This window comes from Stenotrophomonas sp. STEN018 (genome assembly GCF_056760235.1).
In genome coordinates, this window is sequence record NZ_JBRREK010000028.1 from 31916 (window position 1) to 52596 (window position 20681).

At 63.8% G+C, this 20681-nt stretch carries 19 protein-coding genes; 8 read left to right on the forward strand and 11 right to left on the reverse strand.

Annotated elements, in window-relative coordinates; all coding sequences use genetic code 11:
• Positions 1–28: 28 nt before the first annotated feature.
• From ACVOMB_RS12110 to ACVOMB_RS12130, 5 genes are read right to left on the reverse strand one after another with little or no spacing between them, the layout of a single operon-like run.
• Positions 29–1252 carry a CaiB/BaiF CoA transferase family protein gene (locus tag ACVOMB_RS12110; RefSeq protein ID WP_481531408.1) on the reverse strand — a complete coding sequence of 408 codons (1224 nt, stop codon included), beginning with the start codon at positions 1250–1252 and terminating at the stop codon, positions 29–31.
• A complete protein-coding gene (locus tag ACVOMB_RS12115) occupies positions 1249–2646 on the reverse strand; it encodes an amidase (RefSeq protein WP_481531409.1) in 1398 nt (465 codons plus the stop codon). Before ACVOMB_RS12115 ends, ACVOMB_RS12110 begins: the two co-directional genes overlap by 4 nt.
• Before the next feature lie 10 nt (positions 2647–2656).
• Positions 2657–4054 carry a phenylacetate--CoA ligase family protein gene (locus tag ACVOMB_RS12120; RefSeq protein WP_481531410.1) on the reverse strand — a complete coding sequence of 466 codons (1398 nt, stop codon included), beginning with the start codon at positions 4052–4054 and terminating at the stop codon, positions 2657–2659.
• The gene (locus ACVOMB_RS12125) at positions 4051–5442 is read right to left on the reverse strand and encodes an MmgE/PrpD family protein (protein WP_481531411.1); all 1392 of its coding nucleotides are present in this window, start codon (positions 5440–5442) and stop codon (positions 4051–4053) included. The genes ACVOMB_RS12120 and ACVOMB_RS12125 overlap by 4 nt, the downstream gene beginning before the upstream one ends.
• Positions 5442–6800, reverse strand: a complete 1359-nt coding sequence (locus tag ACVOMB_RS12130) for an MmgE/PrpD family protein (protein ID WP_481531412.1) — start codon at positions 6798–6800, stop codon at positions 5442–5444. Before ACVOMB_RS12130 ends, ACVOMB_RS12125 begins: the two co-directional genes overlap by 1 nt.
• A 135-nt stretch (positions 6801–6935) precedes the next feature.
• Here ACVOMB_RS12130 and ACVOMB_RS12135 point away from each other — a divergent pair, with 135 nt between their 5' ends.
• From ACVOMB_RS12135 to ACVOMB_RS12145, 3 genes are all read left to right on the forward strand, one after another.
• The gene (locus ACVOMB_RS12135; RefSeq protein WP_481531413.1) at positions 6936–8180 is read left to right on the forward strand and encodes an acetyl-CoA hydrolase/transferase family protein; all 1245 of its coding nucleotides are present in this window, start codon (positions 6936–6938) and stop codon (positions 8178–8180) included.
• Positions 8181–8196: 16 nt separating this feature from the next.
• A complete protein-coding gene (locus ACVOMB_RS12140) occupies positions 8197–8937 on the forward strand; it encodes a GntR family transcriptional regulator (RefSeq protein WP_481531414.1) in 741 nt (246 codons plus the stop codon).
• Between the two features lie 331 nt (positions 8938–9268).
• Positions 9269–9685, forward strand: coding sequence for an H-NS histone family protein (locus ACVOMB_RS12145; RefSeq protein WP_481531415.1), 417 nt, complete (start codon positions 9269–9271; stop codon positions 9683–9685).
• 510 nt (positions 9686–10195) lie between these two features.
• On the opposite strand, the gene ACVOMB_RS12150 is transcribed toward ACVOMB_RS12145, so the two are convergent.
• The 4 genes from ACVOMB_RS12150 to ACVOMB_RS12165 all read right to left on the reverse strand — a co-directional run bounded on the left by ACVOMB_RS12150 (position 10196) and on the right by ACVOMB_RS12165 (position 14112).
• Positions 10196–11566 (reverse strand): aminotransferase-like domain-containing protein, encoded by a 1371-nt coding sequence (locus ACVOMB_RS12150; protein ID WP_481531416.1) that lies wholly within the window; start codon positions 11564–11566, stop codon positions 10196–10198.
• Between the two features lie 198 nt (positions 11567–11764).
• Positions 11765–12331, reverse strand: coding sequence for a DUF6436 domain-containing protein (locus tag ACVOMB_RS12155; RefSeq protein WP_481531417.1), 567 nt, complete (start codon positions 12329–12331; stop codon positions 11765–11767).
• A 35-nt stretch (positions 12332–12366) separates the two neighbouring features.
• Complete coding sequence (locus ACVOMB_RS12160) at positions 12367–12651, reverse strand: hypothetical protein (protein WP_481512393.1); 285 nt, start codon at positions 12649–12651, stop codon at positions 12367–12369.
• Between the two features lie 48 nt (positions 12652–12699).
• Entirely contained in the window at positions 12700–14112 is a 1413-nt protein-coding gene (locus ACVOMB_RS12165; RefSeq protein ID WP_481531418.1) for an aminotransferase-like domain-containing protein, read from the reverse strand.
• A gap of 182 nt (positions 14113–14294) precedes the next feature.
• Between ACVOMB_RS12165 and cyoA the strand changes: the two genes are divergently transcribed.
• The 5 genes from cyoA to ACVOMB_RS12190 all read left to right on the forward strand — a co-directional run bounded on the left by cyoA (position 14295) and on the right by ACVOMB_RS12190 (position 18905).
• Positions 14295–15194: a ubiquinol oxidase subunit II gene (cyoA, locus tag ACVOMB_RS12170; protein WP_481531419.1), complete on the forward strand. Its 900-nt coding sequence runs from the start codon at positions 14295–14297 to the stop codon at positions 15192–15194.
• Between the two features lie 5 nt (positions 15195–15199).
• Complete coding sequence (cyoB, locus tag ACVOMB_RS12175) at positions 15200–17182, forward strand: cytochrome o ubiquinol oxidase subunit I (protein WP_481531420.1); 1983 nt, start codon at positions 15200–15202, stop codon at positions 17180–17182.
• Complete coding sequence (gene cyoC, locus ACVOMB_RS12180; protein ID WP_481531421.1) at positions 17179–17808, forward strand: cytochrome o ubiquinol oxidase subunit III; 630 nt, start codon at positions 17179–17181, stop codon at positions 17806–17808. The genes cyoB and cyoC overlap by 4 nt, the downstream gene beginning before the upstream one ends.
• Before the next feature lie 2 nt (positions 17809–17810).
• The gene (gene cyoD / locus ACVOMB_RS12185; protein ID WP_057627619.1) at positions 17811–18143 is read left to right on the forward strand and encodes a cytochrome o ubiquinol oxidase subunit IV; all 333 of its coding nucleotides are present in this window, start codon (positions 17811–17813) and stop codon (positions 18141–18143) included.
• A 75-nt stretch (positions 18144–18218) separates the two neighbouring features.
• Entirely contained in the window at positions 18219–18905 is a 687-nt protein-coding gene (locus tag ACVOMB_RS12190) for an SCO family protein (protein WP_481531422.1), read from the forward strand.
• A gap of 199 nt (positions 18906–19104) precedes the next feature.
• Here the strand turns inward: ACVOMB_RS12190 and ACVOMB_RS12195 are convergent, their stop codons facing one another.
• Both ACVOMB_RS12195 and ACVOMB_RS12200 read right to left on the reverse strand, forming a co-directional pair.
• On the reverse strand, positions 19105–20109 hold the full coding sequence (locus tag ACVOMB_RS12195; RefSeq protein ID WP_481531423.1) for a hypothetical protein: 1005 nt from the start codon (positions 20107–20109) through the stop codon (positions 19105–19107).
• 41 nt (positions 20110–20150) lie between these two features.
• Complete coding sequence (locus ACVOMB_RS12200; protein ID WP_481531424.1) at positions 20151–20582, reverse strand: nuclear transport factor 2 family protein; 432 nt, start codon at positions 20580–20582, stop codon at positions 20151–20153.
• Positions 20583–20681 lie beyond the last annotated feature (99 nt).

Genomic DNA, 20681 nt, shown 5'->3' on the forward strand with positions numbered 1-20681 from the left:
CACTACTGGCTCCGACCGCGAACAAGCCTCACCCAACCACACCCAACTCGCGCAACACCCGTAGCCGCTCACCATCGAGGGCAAGCACCTCCCCCAACACCTCAGCGGTGTGCTGCCCCAACACCGGCGCAGCCTGCTCATAACGCAACGGCGTCGCCGAGAACACCAACGGATTACGCACCATCGCCACACTGCCGCCACCGGCATGCGGCAGTTCAATCCGCAAGCCACGCGCCTGCACCTGCGGATCAGCAAATATCTGATCAATCCGGTTGACCGGATTGGCCGGCACCACCGCTTTCTCCAACACGGCCAACCATTCGGCCGCCGGCCGCATGCTCAGCACCTGCTGCAGATGCGGCACCAGCAGCTCGCGGTTCGCAACCCGTGCGTTGTTGGTTACATAGCGCGGATCACGCGCCAGCTCCGGCTCGCCGATTACTTCGCACAAACGAGCGAACTGGCCGTCATTGCCCACCGCCAGCATGAAATAGCCATCAGCTGCTGGCATCACCTGGTACGGCACGATGTTCGGGTGCGCCGTGCCCTGCCGGGTTGGCACCACGCCGCCGATCAGATAATTGGAGGCCTGATTGGCCAGCCATGCGACCTGGGTATCCAACAAGGCCAGATCGATCTGCTGACCAACGCCGCTGCGTTCGGCATGACGCAACGCAGCCAGAATCGCGGTGGCCGCATACATGCCAGTCATCAGATCGGTCGCAGCAACGCCCACTTTCTGCGGGCCGGCGCCGGGCGCGCCATCCGGTTCGCCGGTGACGCTCATCAAACCACCGATAGCCTGGATCGCGGCGTCGTAGCCGGCGCGCTGCGCGTAGGGGCCGTCCTGCCCATAGCCGGTGATCGAGCAATACACCAGCTTCGGGTTGATGGCCTGCAGGCTGACGAAATCCAGCCCGTACTTCTTCAGGCCGCCCACCTTGTAGTTCTCCACCAGCACATCGCAATGCACGACCAGCTCGCGCAGCAGCGCTTGCCCTTCCCCGGTGGTGAAATCAATCGCGACCGAGCGCTTGCCGCGGTTGGCACACAGGTAGTACGCCGACTCGCTGCTGTCATTGCCATCGGCGTCCTGCAGATACGGTGGCCCCCAGCTGCGGGTGTCGTCGCCCACGCCCGGTCGCTCGACCTTGATCACGTCGGCGCCGAAGTCAGCCAGCACCTGCGTGGCCCAAGGGCCGGCAAGGATGCGCGACAGGTCGAGAACGCGAACACCGTCGAGCAGGTTCATTCCGGCCACCATGTCTTGCAGGCTTCGGGCAGCGCGGGCTGCCAAGCGATGGCTTGCTGGAAGGCTTCGGCCAGCGCAATCAGGGTCAGCTCATCACCGATGGTGCCGATCAGCTGCATGCCTGCGGGCAACTCGCCCGCTGCTACCGGCAAGGGCACGGACAAAGCCGGGTTGCCGGCCAGGTTGGCGTAAGCAGTGAGATCGGCCTGGCTGGCCGGTGCCGGGTTGCCAAAGGCGAATGCCCGTTGCGGCGCCGTCGGCATCACCAGCACGTCGCATTGCGCCAACCACTGCTGCAGCTGCACCTGGCCACGATCGGCCAACTGCGAAGCGGCGGCGAGTTCGGCGGCACTGCGGTTTTCGGCCCATGACATCAGCTTGACCAGCAGCGGCGAGAACCTGCTGCGATCGCCCGCCCAAGCATCGGCATGCTCGACCAGCAGCTCGGCCTCACTCATCAACAAGCCAGCGCGGCGTGCGCGGGCAGATGGGAAGGCCGGTGCCGGCAAAGGCTTCAACTGATGACCCAAACCAACCAGCACGCGCAGGCCATCCTCGAATGCTGCCTGCACATCGGGCGCAACCTCGGCGGCATCAAACAGATCGACCACGCCGATGCGTAGCGCCGCCCTGTCAGCGGGCAGGTATTGAACGAAACGCGATTGCGCGCAGTCCGGATCGAAGCCAGTCATCAGCTGCAGCAACAGGCGCAGATCGCGCGCCGAACGCGTCAGCGGGCCGATATGGTCCAACCGCCGGCACAAGGCCACCGTACCGCGCGTACTGATCGCCCCCCAGCTCGGCTTGAGCCCAACCACGCCGCAATAGCTGGCCGGGATGCGCACCGAGCCCATGGTGTCGGTGCCCAACGCCGCCGCGCACAAACCAGCCGCCACTGCAGCGCCGCTGCCGCCGCTGGAACCGCCCGGCGTATAACCGTGCCGGTGCGGGTTGTGGCAGGCGCCGTAGAACGGGTTGTCGTTGTCGGCGCCCATCGCCGCTTCGTGCATGTTGAGCTTGCCGACGATCACCGCACCGGCCGCACGCAACGCGGCCACGGCCGGATTGTCGGCGCTGGCCGGCGCGTTGTGACGGCGGGTTTCCATGCCGGCGGTGGTGACCATGCCGGCCACGTCGATATTGTCCTTGACCGCGATCGGCAGGCCTTCCAGGGGCCGCGCCAGGCCGCGTTGGCGACGCTGCTGGGACTGCGCGGCCGCCGCCAACGCGCCTTCCGCATCGACATGGATATAGCTGTTGATCTGCGCCTGGCTGGCAGTGATGGCTGCCAGCTGCTGCTCGATCAGTTCGGTACAGCTGACTTCAGCAGCGGCCAGCAAGGCCGCCTGCGCTGTCAGATCCAAGCTCAACAACTGCGCATCGGCCTTGCTCACGCGGTCTTCCTCAAGCGAAACGTTTGTCGATCAGACGCACCGGCTTCTGCCGCACCTCGATGCCGGTCAACGCCGCCAGCTCGCCCGGGGCGGCCAGCACGATGCTCATTTCAACACCGAGGCGCTGGCGCAGCAACGCGGCGAACTCCGCTGCCAGCTGTGCGTCATCCAACGCGCCACGGGTTTCAACGTGCACGGCCAGATCATCGCGGCCGCCTTCGTCGCGGCTGGCAACACAGATGAACTCGCCGGCGAACGATGCATGTTCTTCCAGCACCGGCGCCATCGCCTGCGGGAACACATTGATGCCGCGGATCTTGACCATGTTGTCGCTGCGGCCGAGGAAGCCCTCGATGCGGCGCAGGTTCATGCCCAACGGCGACGGCGTGGTCAGCACGCGGGTCACGTCGTGGGTGTTGAAGCGGATGATCGGGTAGATATCGTCCTTGTACAGGCAGGTGACCACCATGTCACCGGTGCCACCATCGGCCACCAGTTCACCGCTGTCCACGTCGAGGATTTCGACGTACTGCGCGTCTTCCATCAGGTACAGACCATCCTGGTCCGGACCCTGGCCGGCAATCGCGCCGGTATCGCCAACGCCATACCAGTCGTACAGTTCGACGCCGCCCCAGGCTGCCGACAACGACTCGCGCGATTCGCGGCCGAGATGACCACAGATCATCCGCACCGGGATGTCCTTGCCCGGCACCAGGCCATTCTCGCGGGCTACGTCGGCCAGCTTCTTGATGTAATCGGCGAAACCAACAATGACGTTGGTACCCATGCTCTTCATCAGCTGCACCTGCTGCGCCGAGCGCATCTCGATGCCGGTACCGGCCGAGCAGAACAGCGCCTGCGTGTAGTGCGTCACCGCCTCACGCACATAGTGGCCGCCATTGATCATGCCGTGGCCGTACACCGAGTGCACCACGTCGCCGGGCTGCATGCCCTGCCAGCGGTACAGGCGGGCCAGCAGCAGGCTCTGCACTTCGCGAGAATGCGGCGAGAACACCAGCGGCTGCGGGCGACCGGTGGTGCCGGAGGTGGTGTGGAATACCAGCGGCTTGTTGCCTGCCTCGGTGCCGTCCTGCCAGCCGTGGAAATCACCCAGCGGCGGGTTGGCTTCGACCGAGGCCATGATCTCGTGCTTGCCGAACACTGGCAGCTTGGTGATGTCGTCCAGGCTCTGGATGTCGCCCGGGGTGATTCCGGCATTGCCCCACAGGCGCTGGTAGAACGGGATCTGCCAGGCGCGTGCGACGCAGCGCAGGAACATCGCGTTCTGCTCGGCGCGCAGTTCCTCGCGGCTGATGTTCTTGAACTTGTCGGTGAAGGCCTGATCCAGCGGGAACTGCTTGAGCAGCTCCTTGACATCGAAGGATTCGAAATAAGTGGCGTAGGTCATGGGGTCTCGACAATCAGCAGGTCGACCAGCTGCCTGACATCGTCGATGTCCTGCAGATGGTCGCAGTGGGAGATCAGGGCAGCACGGTGGCCGGCATCGAAGGGACGCGCGGCGTGGTCAAGGCAGTGGTGGAACTTTTCCAGTTGCTGGGCACGCGACAGCGGCCGTTGCGGTGAACCGATCGCGGCATCGCGGTGGTTGTGCAGGACGCGACCGTCGCGCAGGGTGACCGTCATCGATTGCGGCACCAGCGCATTGGGGTCGTCGCAATCATTCGGTACCAGGCTGACCTGCGCGGCGAACGCGGCCAGACGCGGATCTGCCAGTTTCTCCGGCGCATACGCCGACAGGCCGACCTTGCCATCCAGCAGCACGGTGCCGAGCAGGAACGGTAGGCAAAGCCGGGCGTAGCTGGTTTCCATCGCTGGCTGATGGCTGCGGCCAACCAAGCGACGCACCAGCGGTGGTGCCTGCAGCTCGATGCTGGCAACGCTGTCCAGGTTCAGGCCGTGCTGCTGGCGCAGCTCCATCAGCATGTCCTGCGCGGCATGCGCGGCGCCGCCGGTCGGGAACACCTTGTGGCTTACGGTGAGGATCTGCGCTTCGCGCTCAGTCAGCTTCTGCAGCGATGGAGCGGTATCGAACTCGCCCTCGATCAGCGGCAGGTAACCAAACGGACCTTCCAGCATCTCGCGCGGTGCGGGGAAGCCATTGCGCGCGAGCTCCCAGCAACTGAGTGCAGCACGGGAGTTCAATGCAACCTGCAAGGCCAAGGTAGGCGAGCCTTCCACATGCGCCTGCATGGTGCCGGATAGGTGGCTATAGGTCAGGCCCAGCGCGCGCCGCAGCAGTTCTTCGTCTGCCCCATGCAGATGCACGATGCCTGCAGCTGCGCCCAGCGCGCCACACATCGAAGGGCGGAAGAAGCGCATCGGTGCGCGGCCACTGATGCCGATCAGCGTCGCTACATCGACGGCAACATTGAGCGCGGTTATCAACGATTTGCCATCGACCGGCACACCGTCAACGTTTGCACGTTGCTCGGCGGCAGCAATCAAGGCCGATTGAATCACCGCCAGCGGATGCACCACCGCCGGCATATGTACGCAATCAAATTCTTGGCTATGGATCTGGTAACCATTGATCATCGCGGCGCTGGCCGCAGGCATCGCTTCACCAGTCACCCATACGCGCGCGGCATTGCCAGCACCATAGCTGGCAGCACTACGGCGCACCGTCTGGGTCAGGGGAACCTGCGGGCCCGAGCCCGAGATGCCCACTGCCATCGAATCCATCACGAAGACCCGGGTTGCCGCCACCGCTTGCGGCGACAGGTCTTCAAAACGCAGCGTGCAGGAATGCTGCAACAGAGCTTCGGTCAATCGCATCAGGCCACCCGCGCCAACATGGCGTTCAAGGCGTCCAGACTGCCGCCATTGGCCAGCGCCTGCACCTGCCCAAAGAGGGGTTGCGCCAAGCCTGCCGATACGCCACCCCACTTCGCCAAGGCCAGCGCCTTGGCCAGCACGTCGTCGGCCGACATCGGGCATTCCGGGTCGCCCCAGGCATCGAGGCACTCAGCCTGCACACTGCGGCCATCGCTGAGCATCAACGTCACGCTGGCACCGTAGTGCGCCGGAAAACGCTGGCTGCAGGCCGCATCCTCGATCAACTCGATCCGCTGCCGCCATGGCGCCAACTCAGCATCGCTGCAGGCTTCGGCGGTGTAATGCTCAAGTTGCGGACGGCCGTTGACCAGGATCGAGGCCAGCGCATGCTGCAGGCTGAACTTGGCCTCCAGCTCGGTCTGCGGCTGGGCGCGGTCGCAGAAGCGCAGGGCTTCGGTATAGGTACGCACTTCGATGTGCTCGATCTGCGCGATATCAGCGGCATCCAGCTGCGCCACCGCTTCCAGCATCGCATCGATTGCCGGATGTGCATGCCGGCAGGCCGGCCACGGCTTCAGGCTGGCGCTGTGGATCAGCCAATCGTCTTCGTCGGCAACCACCAGTTCCGGCACGGCATCCGGCGCGGTGGCGGCAAACAGTCCCTGCTCACCTTCCAGTATCCTGCGCGGCCCACGCATGCCAGCCAGCGCCAACTGCGCCGCCAGCCAGCCACTGCGTGCGGCTTCGGCGTTGTGCAATGACTTGGTCGGCACCGGTTCGTGGCGCATCTGCCACAGCCCGCCAGTACGGCTGCCGGCGTTGCCCAGCGCATCTGCCAGCGATTCGGCTGGCAGATTCAGTACCGATGCCGCAGCAGCTGCTGCGCCAAAGGCGCCTGCGGTCGAGGTGGGATGCCAATAGCGGTAATGCGCCTTGCCCAGCGCACGGCCAACGCGGATGGTGGCTTCATAGCCGCGCACGATGGCATCCAGCAGCGCCGTCGCATCCGCGCCTTCGGCCTGCACCGCAGCCAGCGCCACCGGGATGACGACCGGGCCGGGATGCAGGATGGCAACGCGGTGCACATCATCCATCTCCAACACGTTGCCCAGCGCGGCATTGAGCAGCAAGGCATCGCCTGCACTACGCCGGCCCGCGCCCAGGGCGACCACATTGCCACTGGCCTGTGCCTGCACCACTGCGCGCAGCTGGGCGGCAATCGGGTAACGCAAGGCAGCCAGGGCGCAGCCCAGCCAGTCGACCAGCAGCAAGGCGGCACGCGCACGGGCGGCGGCATCCACCGGCCGTTGCAGGCGCTGGGCGAGCTGTTCGGTAAGGCTGGCAGCAGGCGTGATCATCGCGCGATGAGGTCTCGGTTCGGGCCCGCAACAGCGGGTTCGGGGTGGTGGGAGCAGCAACCGCGTGAAAAGAGCATAACCGACTTTGTCCGGACATATCATATGATCCGTATCCCGAACGCCGCAATCAGCCCCATGCCCCGAATTCTGGATGCCGACACTTTCTTCGACTACCTCGCGCAAGGACCCGAAGTCTTCGCGCCCGGCTGTGCCGGCCATTCACTGCTGTTCGAACACTGGCTGCGCAGCAGCGCCGAGCGCTGTGGCGGGCTTCGCTTCACCGGCGTGCACATCCCCACGGTCAATACCTTCGACTTTGCCGGGCTGCACCCGCAGGCACGCCAGAGAACGATCTTCCTGAGCGGCGATCTGCGCAGCTCGTGGCTGGATGGCCGCGTTGATTACATGCCGATGACCTATACCGCCACCTGGCGCTGGCTGCGCGAGAGCATGGCCTTCGACACCGTGCTGGTGCAGGTGGCATCGCCGGACGAGGACGGCAACTGCTCGCTTGGTATTGCCTGTGACTTCACTCCAGCAGTCTGGCCGCGTGCAACTCGCATCCTGGCGCATATCAACCCGCGCATGCCGCGCACGCGCGGGCCGTCGATCCCCTTGTCGCGGATCACTGCGGCCATCGAGCAGGATGCACCCTTGCTGGACATCCCCGATCCGCCAGCCGATGCCGCCATGGATGCAGTGGCCGCGCAGGTCGCCACCTTGGTAGAGGACGGTGCGACCCTGCAACTCGGCCTGGGCCGCCTGCAATCGGCCGTACTGCGCGCGGTGCGCGAACGGCGCAACCTGCGCATCCACAGCGGCATGGTGTCCGATGGTCTACTTGGCCTGCTTGAATCTGGCGCACTGTCGGCGGCTCCGGATGCCGTAGTGGCAGGCGTCGCGCTGGGTACACAGGCGCTGTACGACATCGCCCCGCGCAGTATCACCTTCCGCGAGGTTGGTCACACCCACGACCACAACGTACTGGGCGGTATCCCGCGCCTGACTGCCATCAACAGCGCGTTATCGGTGGATCTGCTGGGCCAGGTGAACGGTGAGTTCCTGTCTGGACGCCAACTGAGTGGCGTGGGTGGCCTGCCTGATTTCCTGCAAGGCGCTCGCCAATCGACCGCTGGTCGCGGCATCATTGCACTCCCTGCCAGTACCCCCAAGGGCGAAAGCAGGATCGTGCCGATGCTAGCCGCCGGTCCCGTAAGCCTTGCCCGCGTAGATGCCGACTGCATCGTCAGCGAACATGGCGTAGCTGATCTACGCCATCTCGACGTCCATGCACGGGCCCAGGCCCTGATCGCCATCGCCGCACCCGAACACCGTGAACCCCTGCAGCGCAGCTGGCAGGAACTCTCGCTCAGACTTTGAACAAGGATCTGTACATATGACTGGTACGCGACGCAGCAAGCCCCGTTATGCCGAATTGGGCGATCTACTGCAGGCGGCAATCGAGAAGGGCGAGTACGCCGTTGGTACCTTGCTACCCACCGAACTGGAGCTGTGCGAACGCTTCAGCGTCAGTCGCCACACAGCGCGCGCGGCGCTGGCACAGCTGATCAGCGCCGGCCTGGTGCAGCGCCGGCCCGGTGCTGGCACGCGGGTGATCGCACAGAACTCGGCGATGCGTTACGAGCACGAGATCGACACCGTCGACCTGCTGATGCAGTACGGCAACAGCACCCGCCTGAAAGTGCTGGAGGCCGAGCGCAAGCTGGCGGACGCTGCGATGGCGCAGCGCCTGGACATCCATGAAGGCAAGGAATACCTGCGCCTGCACTGCCTGCGCCTGGAAGAACAGACCCGCGAGCCGATCGCCGTCACCGAGATGCTGATCCCGGTACGCACCGGCGTGCCGACCGACAAGCTGCTGGAAGTAGCCGGCGCTGCGCGTGCGCTGGCCAAGTTCCTTGACCCGACCAAGCTGTCGCGGGTGGAACAGGTGTTCGACGCGGCCTCGTTTGAAGCCAGCGATGCCAAGCTGCTGGACATCAAGAAGAGCGAGCCGGCGATGCGCGTACAGCGTCGTTATCGCGATGCCAACGGCCGTCTGCTGCTGGTCGCGACCAGCCTGCATCCGCCGGGCCGATTTGCATACTCGATGGTGCTTTCGCGCAATCATCGCTGATCGTCGCCAAGCCCGCATCCCGACCACCGCGCTGTCCAATTGAGAGCCCGAGTCACCCGAAACCCGATGCCAGAGCTCTGCCATCGGGTTTCTAGCGCACCGTCACCAGCGGCCCAGGTAGATGCAGCACACTCGGGGAACGGGCAACTGGCGATGTTTCAGACTGCCCGCCACCGGTCCCGGGGGTGCCACGCTTACCCGGGCAACACTTGGCAAAGCAACCAGTCGCCACCTCTTTGGCGGCAATCCAGACCTCAACTACCGCGCTGCCAACGTCAATAACCCACAGCGACTGCTTGACACCCCAGAGCCAAGAACTGACGCTTACGCGATGAGTATCGACCTAACCCCCCTTGATCTAAGAGAGCTCAACACTCTCATCCGCGCCGCACAGGACAGGCACAAAGCGCTCACCCAACGTCAACCTGCGGAAAGGGTCAGGCGCAAGCTCACCGCATTGGCCAAGCAGACCGGCTATACGATCGAAGAACTGTTCGGTCCCGGCGCAGACGCCGCCGCGCCGAAGGGCAAGGCCGGCCGCCGCAAGGGGCCGAAGGTCAAACCCAAGTACCGCGACCCCGAGAACCGCTGGAACACCTGGACCGGCCGCGGCAAGATGCCGCTCTGGCTGGCCTCCAAGATCCGCTTCGGGCAGACCCCGACCGACTTCCTTATCCCCGGCGTGGCCAAGCTCACGCCCTCGGAAAAGGTACTGACCGGCAAGCGCAAGTTGTTCAAGCAGGGCTGAGGAAACATGCGATGCCGCTCTTGTGGGAGCGGCATCAGCCGCGAAGCCGGCAACAACTGAGCCGTAGCGTTGCACGACTACCCGTGGCTGTAGGCTCTTTTGCTTCGCGGCTCACGCCGCTGCTGCGAAGCTGCTTGTAACTCCTCTGCCGAGCATGGCTCGGCACTACAGTTGCAACATTGCTTGTAACGCCTCTGCCGAGCATGGCTCGGCACTACGGGCTCACGCCGCTGCTGCAAATGGCTGGCGATGCAGGCTGTTCCCCCTCCCTTTGCCGCAGGCAAGGGGAGGGTTGGGGAGGGGTGCCGTTCGCGATTGCACTGCGGCTGACGCACCGCCGGCTTCGCGGCTTATGCCGCTCCTACAAGATTGCTTGTAGCGCCTCTGCCGAGCATGGCTCGGCACTACAGTTGCGGCATTGCTTGTAACGCCCCTGCCGAGCATGGCTCGGCACTACAGTTGCGGCATTGCTTGTAACGCCTCTGCCGAGCATGGCTCGGCACTACGGGTTTATGCCGCTCCTGCAAAATCCTTGGTTGAATCTGGGGCATCGACTAGTTGGTTGATGCGGCGTAAGGCACTTTGCAGCTGGCGCCGGTTATTGGCCTGCCCCAGTGACAGGCGGAAACCGCGGCTGCGTTGTGCGCCATCCGGTCTGAATGCAGATGACGGTGAGATTGCCAGGCCCTGCAGTTGGGCGGCGCGCACAAAACCTGCATCGGTCCAGGGTTCGGGTACGCTGCACCAGGCATGCAAACCTGCCGCCTGAACGTTCAATGCAGGCACCAGCAGGTGTACCGCGAGCGCGGTGCGTTCGCGTGCTTCATCCAACACCTGATTCAACAATGCGTTTGCCGAACCATCCAACAGCAACTGGCTGACCAGCGCCATCACCAGTGGATGGCCCATCAAACAGATCGAGCGCAATGCAGTCGCCAGCGCTTCAGCATGCCGCTCCGAAGGACAATGCACGAAAGCAGTCCTTAGACCGGGGCTGATCGCCTTCGACAAGGTCGATACGTAGTACACATGTGCCGGTGCCAACACGGCAATCGGCGTTGGCTTTTCCGTAGCATGATGCCAATACGGATCATCTTCGATAGCCAACAACTCCAGCCGTTGCAGCACACGCGCCAACCCAACCCGACGTTGCGGTTGAATCGTCAACGCAGTCGGGTTATTGCAGGTTGGGTTGAGGTAAACCAAGCGTGCGCCGCTCTGCCGTGAAGCACGCTCAAGCGCATCCGGACACATTCCATCTGCATCGCCATCCACCGGCAGCAGGCGCCGCCCCAGCGACTTGGCGACCTGTAGCAGTCCGGGATACACAAGGTGATCACAAAGAATCACCTCACCTTCCTGGGTCTGGCTGATCAGGATCGATGCCAGCGCTGACTGCGCACCTTCTGCGACCACCAAACCCGCATCGGCAACATCGCCCAGCATCGGCTGCAACCAGCTGATCGCCGCATGCCGGTCAGTCGGGCTGCCCCCAGCAAGGTGATACGTCATCAGGTTGGGCGCATTGCTGCGCGCAAGCACCGCAGCAGCGCCACGGCGCAAGGCATCGTTCAAGGCCAATGCATCCGGTACCGGCGGCACATTCATGCTCAGATCCACCGGTTGGCCGAAGGCCGCTTTAGGCGGTGCGATGAAACTGCCTTGTGGTCCACGTGCTTCGATCAGGCCGCGTCGACGTGCTTCATCGAAGGCGCGCGTCACCGTGGTCAGGTCGATGCCGAGTTGCTTGGCCAATGCGCGCTGCGATGGCAGGCGATGCCCAGGCACCAGCTCGCCGGTGTTCATGCTGCGCTCGATGCTGTTGACGATGCGCAGGTAGATCGGGCCGTTGCTGAGTAGCGCGCTGTCCATCCAAGTCATCGCCAAACCCCATGTTTACCGGCAAAAACTGCGACATCCTGTCGCACCATGTATGGACGATGTAGCCACGTATTGTTTACATCAGCGGCGGGTGCCTGCTCACAACCATCGGTCGGTTGGAGCGGGTGCCCGCTGTTTTCTGTGCGCGGACAAAACGTCCACGCACGCTGGCATGCATGCAGGTTCATCAGCAATGGATCAAAGCTTGCTCTGCCAAGGGCAGTAACAGCCTACCGCCAGCAATCCACGCGGCCGCACCGTTTGTCCATCGACCAGCTTGTCGAGAATGGGCTCTACAAAACTATTGGCCGAATTGCAGACCATGCCGATGCTGTAGGGGCCAGCGTAGGCCAAGTGCCCCTGCCGATCCCAGATCGCAACAGCAGGGCTGGCCGGAATATGTTCGGCACCTTCAATCGTCGGCAGTTCTTTCAAACGACCACGCAGATACTCGGGCAACTCGCCTGTGGTGCCCGGGCGGCGCACCGCATAGAAATCGATGTTGGCGCGACGGTACATGCTGATCAGATAGCTCAGATGCGCGCCGGTTTCGCGGTTGCAGACCTTGCAGGCCGGGTCCCAGAAATGCACGACGCGGATGCGGCCATTGGCACCGGCCAGTTCCGGTGGCAGCTTGAGTTGGGTGTCGTCGAAGACGATGGCCTGCTCGGCAAAGCTGGCCTGCTCACTGAGGCCGAAGTACTGCCACAGCGCTATCGCAATACCAGCCATCAACACACAGCCAGCAGCTATCCACAGCCGCATCCCGCGCCTGCGCGGCGATGCGCCGCTGGGCGGGCTCACGAGGCGGCGTCCGCGCCGAACTTGTGCTCGTACTGTTCCAGCATCTCGGCGCAGGAATCGGCTTGGGCGCGGCGGTAGATCTCGGTGCGCTCCGGTGCGCGGCTGCGTTGCAGGCACTGGTCGATGGCCGCGCGCTCACTGGCCTGCACATCGGCGGTCTGCGGCCGCGAGCAGACATAGACCAGCGACGCCAGCGCCAGCACCACGAAGCCGGCGCAGCCCAGCATGACCAGATGAAACTTCAGCTTGTCCCGACGCACAGCAGCTACCCGCATATCCATACAAGATATGCAATGTATCATTTTTGTATGGATATGACCGGAGGCCAGTTAAACGATGGCCTGGGTCCGCGTCTCAGGCGCGGCCGAGATGACCTCGGTCAGCTTGGTCAAAGCTGCCGCCAAACTGTGCTGATCCACCGCCCCGCCCAGGGACAGACGGATGGCATTGCCGGCCTGCTCCTCGATACTGAAAGACTCCGAGCTGGCGATGCCCAGGCCCTGTGCCTGCGCGGCCTGGATCAGCCGGTACTGGTCCAGCCTTGGCGGCAGCGGCAGCCACACATGCAGGCCGGACGGATGGGCCTGATACGGCGCAGGCAGGATGCGCGCGGCGATCTGCTGGCGCTGGCGCAGCTCCTGCTGGAAGCGGCGCACCATCTCATCGGCCTGGCCGCTGCGGATCCAGTGCGAGGCCACTGCCACCATGGATTGGGTCGGCATCAGCGCGATCGAGCGCAGCGCATCCAGCAGCGGCTCCATCGGCTCGCCCGGTGGCACCACCAGATAGGCGGTGCGCAGGCCCGGCGCCAGGCATTTGGACAGGGTGGAAACGTAGTAAACCGGCGCGTCAGGGTGGCTATCCACCGCCAGCGGCGGCGCAGCGTCTGCGGCCAGCAGCCAGTACGGGTCGTCCTCGACCACCGCCACGCCATGGCGGCGGGCAATCGCCAGGATGGCGCCGCGCCGGGCCTGCGACATGGTCGCGGTGGTCGGGTTCTGGATGGTCGGGATCAGGTAGATCAGGCTGATCTTGCGCTGCTGGCAGGCCGCTTCGAGCGCCTCCGGCAGCATGCCTTCGGCGTCCATGGCGATGGAGACGATGCCCCGTTGCAGCACGCGTGCGGCGGCCAGCAGGCCCGGATAGGTCAGCTGTTCGGCGGCGATCAGGTCACCCGGCTGGGTCTTGGCCAGCACGATGGCGCATAGCGCGGCCTGCGCGCCGGGGCAGATCACCACCCGCTCGGCGGAGACGTTGCCCAGGATCGGCGCCAGCCACTGCACGGCGGCGGCGCGGTCATCGCGGGAGCCGGCGCCGACGTGGTAACTCATCAACTCGCCCTGCCCCAGCTGCTGGCTGAGCTGCTGGAAGCCGCGCTCCATGCTCTGCGCGAACGGGCTGCTGCCCAGCAGCGGCGGGATGTTCATGCTCAGGTCCACCGAGGTGGCGCTGTTGCCGGCCGACATGGCAATGAAGGTGCCGCCGGCGCCCTGTGCATCGAGCAGATCGGACTGGCGCAGCTCGGCGTAGGCGCGGGTGACCGTGGTCAGGTCCACGCCCATCAGCTGGGCCAGGTCGCGTTGCGGCGGCAGGCGGTCGCCGGGTTGCAGCACGCCATCGTCCACGGCATCGCGTACCTGCTGGGCAATCTGCAGGTAGAGCGGACCGCTGCCCTCGGCGAAGGGACGGACCCAGGTCCGGTTGGGCTTTTTCAGGCGTCGGCCTGCGGCTGGCTGCTGCATCGGGTGAACCTTCCCTGCGTTGTACGTGCACCAACCCATACAATGATGTATCTTGTATGGACTTGACTGGATCGGCAATCCTTTTGTAGGCACCGCCGTACGGACAGTGTAGCCGCTCCCGGCCCATGCGCCGGGCATCGGCGGTCCCCGCTCAAGAGCTCCTTCAACAGGGTCGACCTTCAATGAATATCTGCTGGAAACGCATCCGCCCAGCGCTGGCCGCTTTGGCATGCGTGGGCCTGTCTGGCTGCAACTGGGTACTACTGGACTCCAAGGGCGACGTGGGCATTGCCCAGCGCGACCTGATCATCATCTGCATCGCCTTGATGCTGATCGTGGTGATACCGGCCATCGTGCTGACCTTCGTGTTTGCCTGGCGCTACCGCTCCGGCAATACCAAGGCCAAGTACATGCCCGATTGGGCGCATTCGACCAAGGTGGAAATCGTGGTCTGGGGCGTGCCCTTGATCATCGTCGCCGTGCTGGCGGTGATCGTGTGGAAATCCACCCACGAACTCGACCCGTACAAGCCGCTGGATATCCCCGGCGAGCCGCTGCATGTGGAAGTGATCGCCACCGACTGGAAGTGGGTATTCGTCTACCCGGACCTGGGCATCGCCACGATCAACCAGCTCAACTTCCCGGCCGGGCAGCAGCTGGCCTTCGACATCACCTCCAACTCGACGATGAATACCTTCTTCATCCCGCAGCTGGGTGGGCAGATCTATGCGATGGCCGGCATGCGCACGCAGCTGCATCTGGTGGCCAACGAGCCGGGCAAGTTCGACGGCATGTCGGGCAACTACAGCGGCCATGGCTTCTCCAACATGAAGTTCGTCGCCACCGCGATGAGCCACCAACAGTTCGAAGACTGGGTTGCCCAAGTACGGCAATCGCCAGACCAGCTGAGCTTCGACGAATTCAAGCGGCTGGCTGCACCAACGCGCAAAGAGCCGGTGCGCCACTTCGCCAGCGTCGAGCCGCTGCTGTTCAAGAAGGTCATCGACCAGTTCATCGGCGTGGGTGAGAACACCGCGGCCACGTCGGGCCACAACGCAGAACCCAAGGCCTCCCAGGAGTAATGAGCATGTTCGGTAAGTTGACGTGGGACGCCGTGCCGTTGCACGACCCGATCGTCGTGGTGACATTGTTGGGCATGGTGCTGGGCGGCGTTGCGCTGCTCGGTGCGGTGACCTATTTCAAGCTGTGGGGCGTGCTGTGGCGCGACTGGCTCACCACGGTTGACCACAAGAAGATCGGCATCATGTACATCGTGGTGGCGCTGGTGATGTTGGTGCGCGGCTTTGCCGATGCGCTGATGATGCGCGCGCAGCTGGCTGCAGCCGGCCCGGGTAGCGATGGCTTCCTGCCGCCCGAGCACTACGACCAGATCTTCACCGCGCATGGCGTGATCATGATCTTCTTCGTGGCCACACCGTTCGTGGTGGGCCTGATGAACATCGTGGTGCCGCTGCAGATCGGCGCGCGCGACATGGCCTTCCCCTTCCTCAATGCCTTCAGCTTCTGGATCTTCGTGGTCGGCGCTGCGCTGATGATGATCTCGCTGGGCCTTGGCGAGTTCGCGATGACCGGCTGGGTGGCGTATCCGCCGTTGTCCGGCATCGAGTTCAGTCCAGGGGTAGGTGTTGATTACTACATCTGGGCGTTGCAGGCCTCCGGTGTCGGCACATTGCTGACCGGCGTCAATCTGTTCATCACCATCCTGCGCATGCGTGCGCCGGGCATGACCTTGATGAAGATGCCGGTGTTCACCTGGACCGTGCTGGTCACCAGCGCGATCATCATTGCCGCGTTCCCGATCCTGACCGTCGCCCTCGGCGCGCTCACCCTGGACCGCTACCTGGACTTCAACTTCTACACCAATGATCTTGGTGGCAACCCGATGATGTACGTCAACCTGGTGTGGGCCTGGGGCCACCCGGAGGTGTACATCCTGGTACTGCCGGCGTTCGGTATCTTCTCCGAAATCACCGCCACGTTCTCGCGCAAGAAACTGTTCGGCTACAAGTCGATGGTGGGTGCAACGCTGGCGATCGGCATCCTGTCGTTCGTGGTGTGGCTGCACCACTTCTTCACCATGGGCTCCGGTGCCAGCGTCAATGCCTTCTTCGGCATCATGACGATGATCATCGCGATCCCGACCGGCGTGAAAATCTTCACCTGGTTGTTCACCATGTACGGTGGCCGCGTCGAGTTCAGCGTGCCGATGTTGTGGACCATCGCCTTCCTGGTCACCTTCACCATCGGCGGCATGACCGGCGTGCTGCTGGCCATCCCGGGCGCGGACTTCCTGCTGCACAACAGCCTGTTCCTGGTGGCCCACTTCCACAACACCATCATCGGTGGCGCGCTGTTCGGCTACCTGGCCGGCTTCGTCTACTGGTTCCCGAAGGTGTTCGGCTTCACCCTCAACGAGCGCCTGGGCAAATGGTCGTTCGCCTGCTGGATCATCGGCTTCTACCTGGCCTTCATGCCGCTGTACATGCTCGGCTTCATGGGCATGACCCGGCGCATGAACCAGTACGACAACCCGGCGTGGACGCCCTACCTGATTGCCGCCTTCGTCGGCGCGCTGTTCGTACTCGCAGGCATCGTGCTGATGCTGGTGCAGATCTACGTCAGCGTCCGCGACCGCAAGCAGAACCAGGACATCACCGGCGACCCGTGGAATGCGCGCACGCTGGAATGGCAGACGCCCTCGCCGCCGCCGTTCTACAACTTCGCCGTGGTGCCCAAGGCCGACACGCTGGACGCCTTCCACGAGGCAAAGAAGGAAGGCCTGCCCAAGCCGCCCAAGCACTACGCGCCGATCCACATGCCGCGTAACACCGGCGTGCCGCTGATCCTCAACATCTGGATCCTGGCGCTGTGCTTTGCCTTGATCTGGCACATCTGGTGGCTGGCCGGTGCGAGCTTCGTGGCAATGATCGTCACCTTGATCGTGCGCTCCTACGACGAGGACGTGGATTACTACGTCAGCGCCGAGGAAGTGGCCGCCATCGAGAACCAACACCAGAACAAGCTCAAGCAGCACAGGGTGATTGCATGAACATCATGTCCAACGTCGCCGTAGACAACGCACAGGCGGCCGAGCACGGCCATGACGACCATGGCCACGACCAGGGCGGCATGAAGGTCTTCGGCATGTGGGTCTACCTCATGTCCGACCTGGTGCTGTTCGGCTCGCTGTTCGCCTCCTATGCGGTGCTCAGCAACGCGTATGCAGGCGGCCCGACCGGTGCGGAGCTGTTCTCGCTGCCGTTCGTGCTGGTGGAGACCTTCCTGCTGCTGGTGTCCAGCATCACCTACGGCCAGGCCGTGCTGGCGATGCACCGCCAGGACAAGCGCGCGGTGCTGACCTGGCTGGGCGTGACCTTCGCACTCGGTGTCGGCTTCATCGGCATGGAAGTGTATGAGTTCAACCACCTCATCCACATTGGCGCCGGCCCCACCACCAGCGCCTACCTGTCCGCGTTCTTCGCGCTGGTTGGCACGCACGGCCTGCACGTGGCCAGCGGCCTGATCTGGATGGCGGTGGTGATGCACCAGGTGAAGCGTCGCGGCCTCACCCCGACCAACGTCACGCGCATCTCCTGCCTGAGCCTGTTCTGGCACTTCCTGGACCTGGTCTGGATCTGCGTCTTCACCTTTGTCTATCTGATTGGAGTGTTCTGAAGATGTCCGACAACGACACCTCCCGCGCCGGCAGCGGACATGGCTCCACCAAGTCCTACCTGATCGGCTTCGTGATCTGCGCCGTGCTCACCGTCATCCCCTTCATGTTGGTGATGAACCCGACGCTGTCCCGACCACTCACGATGGCCTTGCTGGTCGGCTTTGCCGTCGTGCAGATCATCGTGCAGCTGGTGTACTTCCTGCACATGAACCGCTCCTCGGAGGGCGGCTGGAACCTGGCCAGTTTTGTTTTCACCCTGGTCATTCTTTTCATCGTGGTAGCGCTCTCCATCTGGATCATCTGGAGCATGCACTTCCACATGATGGTCAACTGACGCACGCAACGGGCCGGCACACACTGCCGGCCCGTCGCATGTAGTTCGGCTGTCCGTCCTTCACCGACAATAGCCATGCCCCGCACCAACACCCCCGCCAGCGGCCTCGCCGCACTGGCCCGCAAACTGCAGCTGTCCACCATCGCGATAAGCGCCGCCACCCTGCTGCTGGTCGCCTGCGCCGCAAAACCCAAAGTGGATTTTTACGGCAAGGACATCGCTTGCGAAGCACTCGGCCAGCAATGGAGCATGCCCGACAGCACAGGCGTAAGCCGCAGCCCGGCCGACCTCAACGGCAAAGTCACCTACCTGTTCTTCGGCTTCACCAGCTGCCCGGACGTCTGCCCCACCACCATGGTGGAGTTGAACCGCGTAAAGCACCTGATGGGCTCGGACGCCGACAAACTGCAGGTGATCTTCGTCACCGTGGACCCGGCCCGCGACACCCCCGCTGTTGCCGAGACTTATGTGAAAGCGTTTGACCCGACCGCGACAGCGCTGGTTGGTGACGATCAGCAGCTGGCAGCGATGGCTGCATCGTTCAAGGCGTTCTATGACCGTGAAGAAGGCAAGCACCCGGGTGCATACTCGATGAGCCATACCGCAGGTGGTTATGTCTTCGACCGCGAAGGACGGCTGCGTTTGTTCGCGCCCTACGGCATGCCAGTAGAGCAGCTGTTTTCGGATGTGCAGCGGTTGACGTTGGAGCCGACGTTGCCTGTAGGCCACAAGAACCCAGCAACCTGTCAGGTCACCGGATAATCAAAGACCGCATGACAAAGCCCCTCTCCCGCCAGCGGGAGAGGGGTTGGGGTGAGGGCAGATCGAAGGCAGCAAAGCCTCACCACCAGCCCACCCACCAAGCCCGCCAGGTCGCCAACGCGCGACTGATGATGTATCTGCTTCGCGGCTTACGCCGCTCCTACAAAGAGCCCACAGGCATGCGCCTGCCTGCGGCTTCTCACCCATCACACTCAGCTGGAAGCGCCTCCCGAACCAGCGCAATCGGCGCGACGTAAAGATTGGATTGCCCGTTCAACAACTCCGTTGAACCCGCTGCATCACCCTCACCTCCGCGCAAACTTGAGAAATACAGGCTGTTCCCATCCGTACTGAAAGCTGGCGTGAAGCTCATCTTCGCGCTGTTGATCGGCTCCGGTAGCCGCACCGCCTCTGACCAACCCACCGAAGTCCGGCAACTCGCATACAGATCCAATGCCTTCGAGTCGCGCGGCTGCCGCCAGAACATCGCCATCCGCCCATCAGGCGACAGCGTAAAGTCTCCCTGCAACCGCCCGTCATTGAACGGAGTCGGCAACGCCTGCGGCGCACCAAAACCAACACCCTCCACCGGCGCCCGATAGATCGACAATTGCGCCGGGCCATCCTTGCCTGAGCTGTTGAAGTACAGCCAGCCACCATGCAGCTCCGGGCCGAGCTCATCTGCCTGCGATGCCAGCGTCGCCAGATGCTCCGGCGCGCCAAAGTCCTTGGCACCGACCGCTACGCGCCAGATATCAAGACTGCCGTTGGGCGCATCACCGCTCACCGGCCGATTGGAGACGAAGTAGAGCATGCGGCCATCCGGCGTCAGCCAAGGGTCCGAGTCCTTGTAGCGCGGATCAGAGAACGACACCTGCTGTGGCTCGCTCCAACCCTGGCCTTCGCGCCGCGCAGTCCAGATGCGGGCCTCCTTGAAGTTCGCCGCCGAGCGGGCGAAGACCATGCGCTGCCCGCTCGCATCGATACTGAGGTTGTAGTCGTTCTGCGAGCTGGACAGCCAACCCTCGCCGATCAACAGCACACTACCAGCCCGCGCCACCGGCAAGCTGCGCGGCGCCTTCCCTGCGCGACTACCTGTGCCAGCCGCATCCGTAGCCTGCACCGCAGACGCTGCGATCGTTTGCCCTGTCATCCCGCAGCCTGCGATCAGCAGGCCCATCATCATCGCTTCGATATGTCGCATATGCCGTCCTGTTGAGTGCCGTGTGTTTACCGCCACCCTGTTCACTTGGGTTTGCTGTACCAGAGCGCGTTGACGATGATCCAGCGCTCGCCGAACTTGCCCATGTGGAAGTAGTCGACGAACCACGGCGTCTCCAAGCGCACCGAGGCGGCGTTGCCGGTCACGTCCAGCACCTTGCAACTGCGGCTCCATTGCGGCTCCGGCGTCTTCAACGCGCCCTGCCGGGTGAGGCCAACCAGCTCTTCCTTGCTCATGCGGCGCAGGCCGAGCCGCTCGTAGGGCGTGTCGCCTATGACCATGCGCTTGGCCAGGTCCGGGTGCAGCGCCCGTGCCACCCGTTCGGTGTCGCCCTGCAGCTGACCGTCCACATAATCGAAGCAGGTCGCCTCGATCGAGGCCAGTGTGGCCGCGTCGGGCGCGGGCAAGGGCGCCGCTACAACGGCGGCGCCAAGAAACAAGGCAAGTGCGGACATCGCGGCTCCAGACAGGTGCAGGGTGGGTACCACTGCATTGAACGCTGCCAGTACGCAGCTTGTCTGTTGGTCCGCGACGAACCGTTGGCGGTTTGCGCC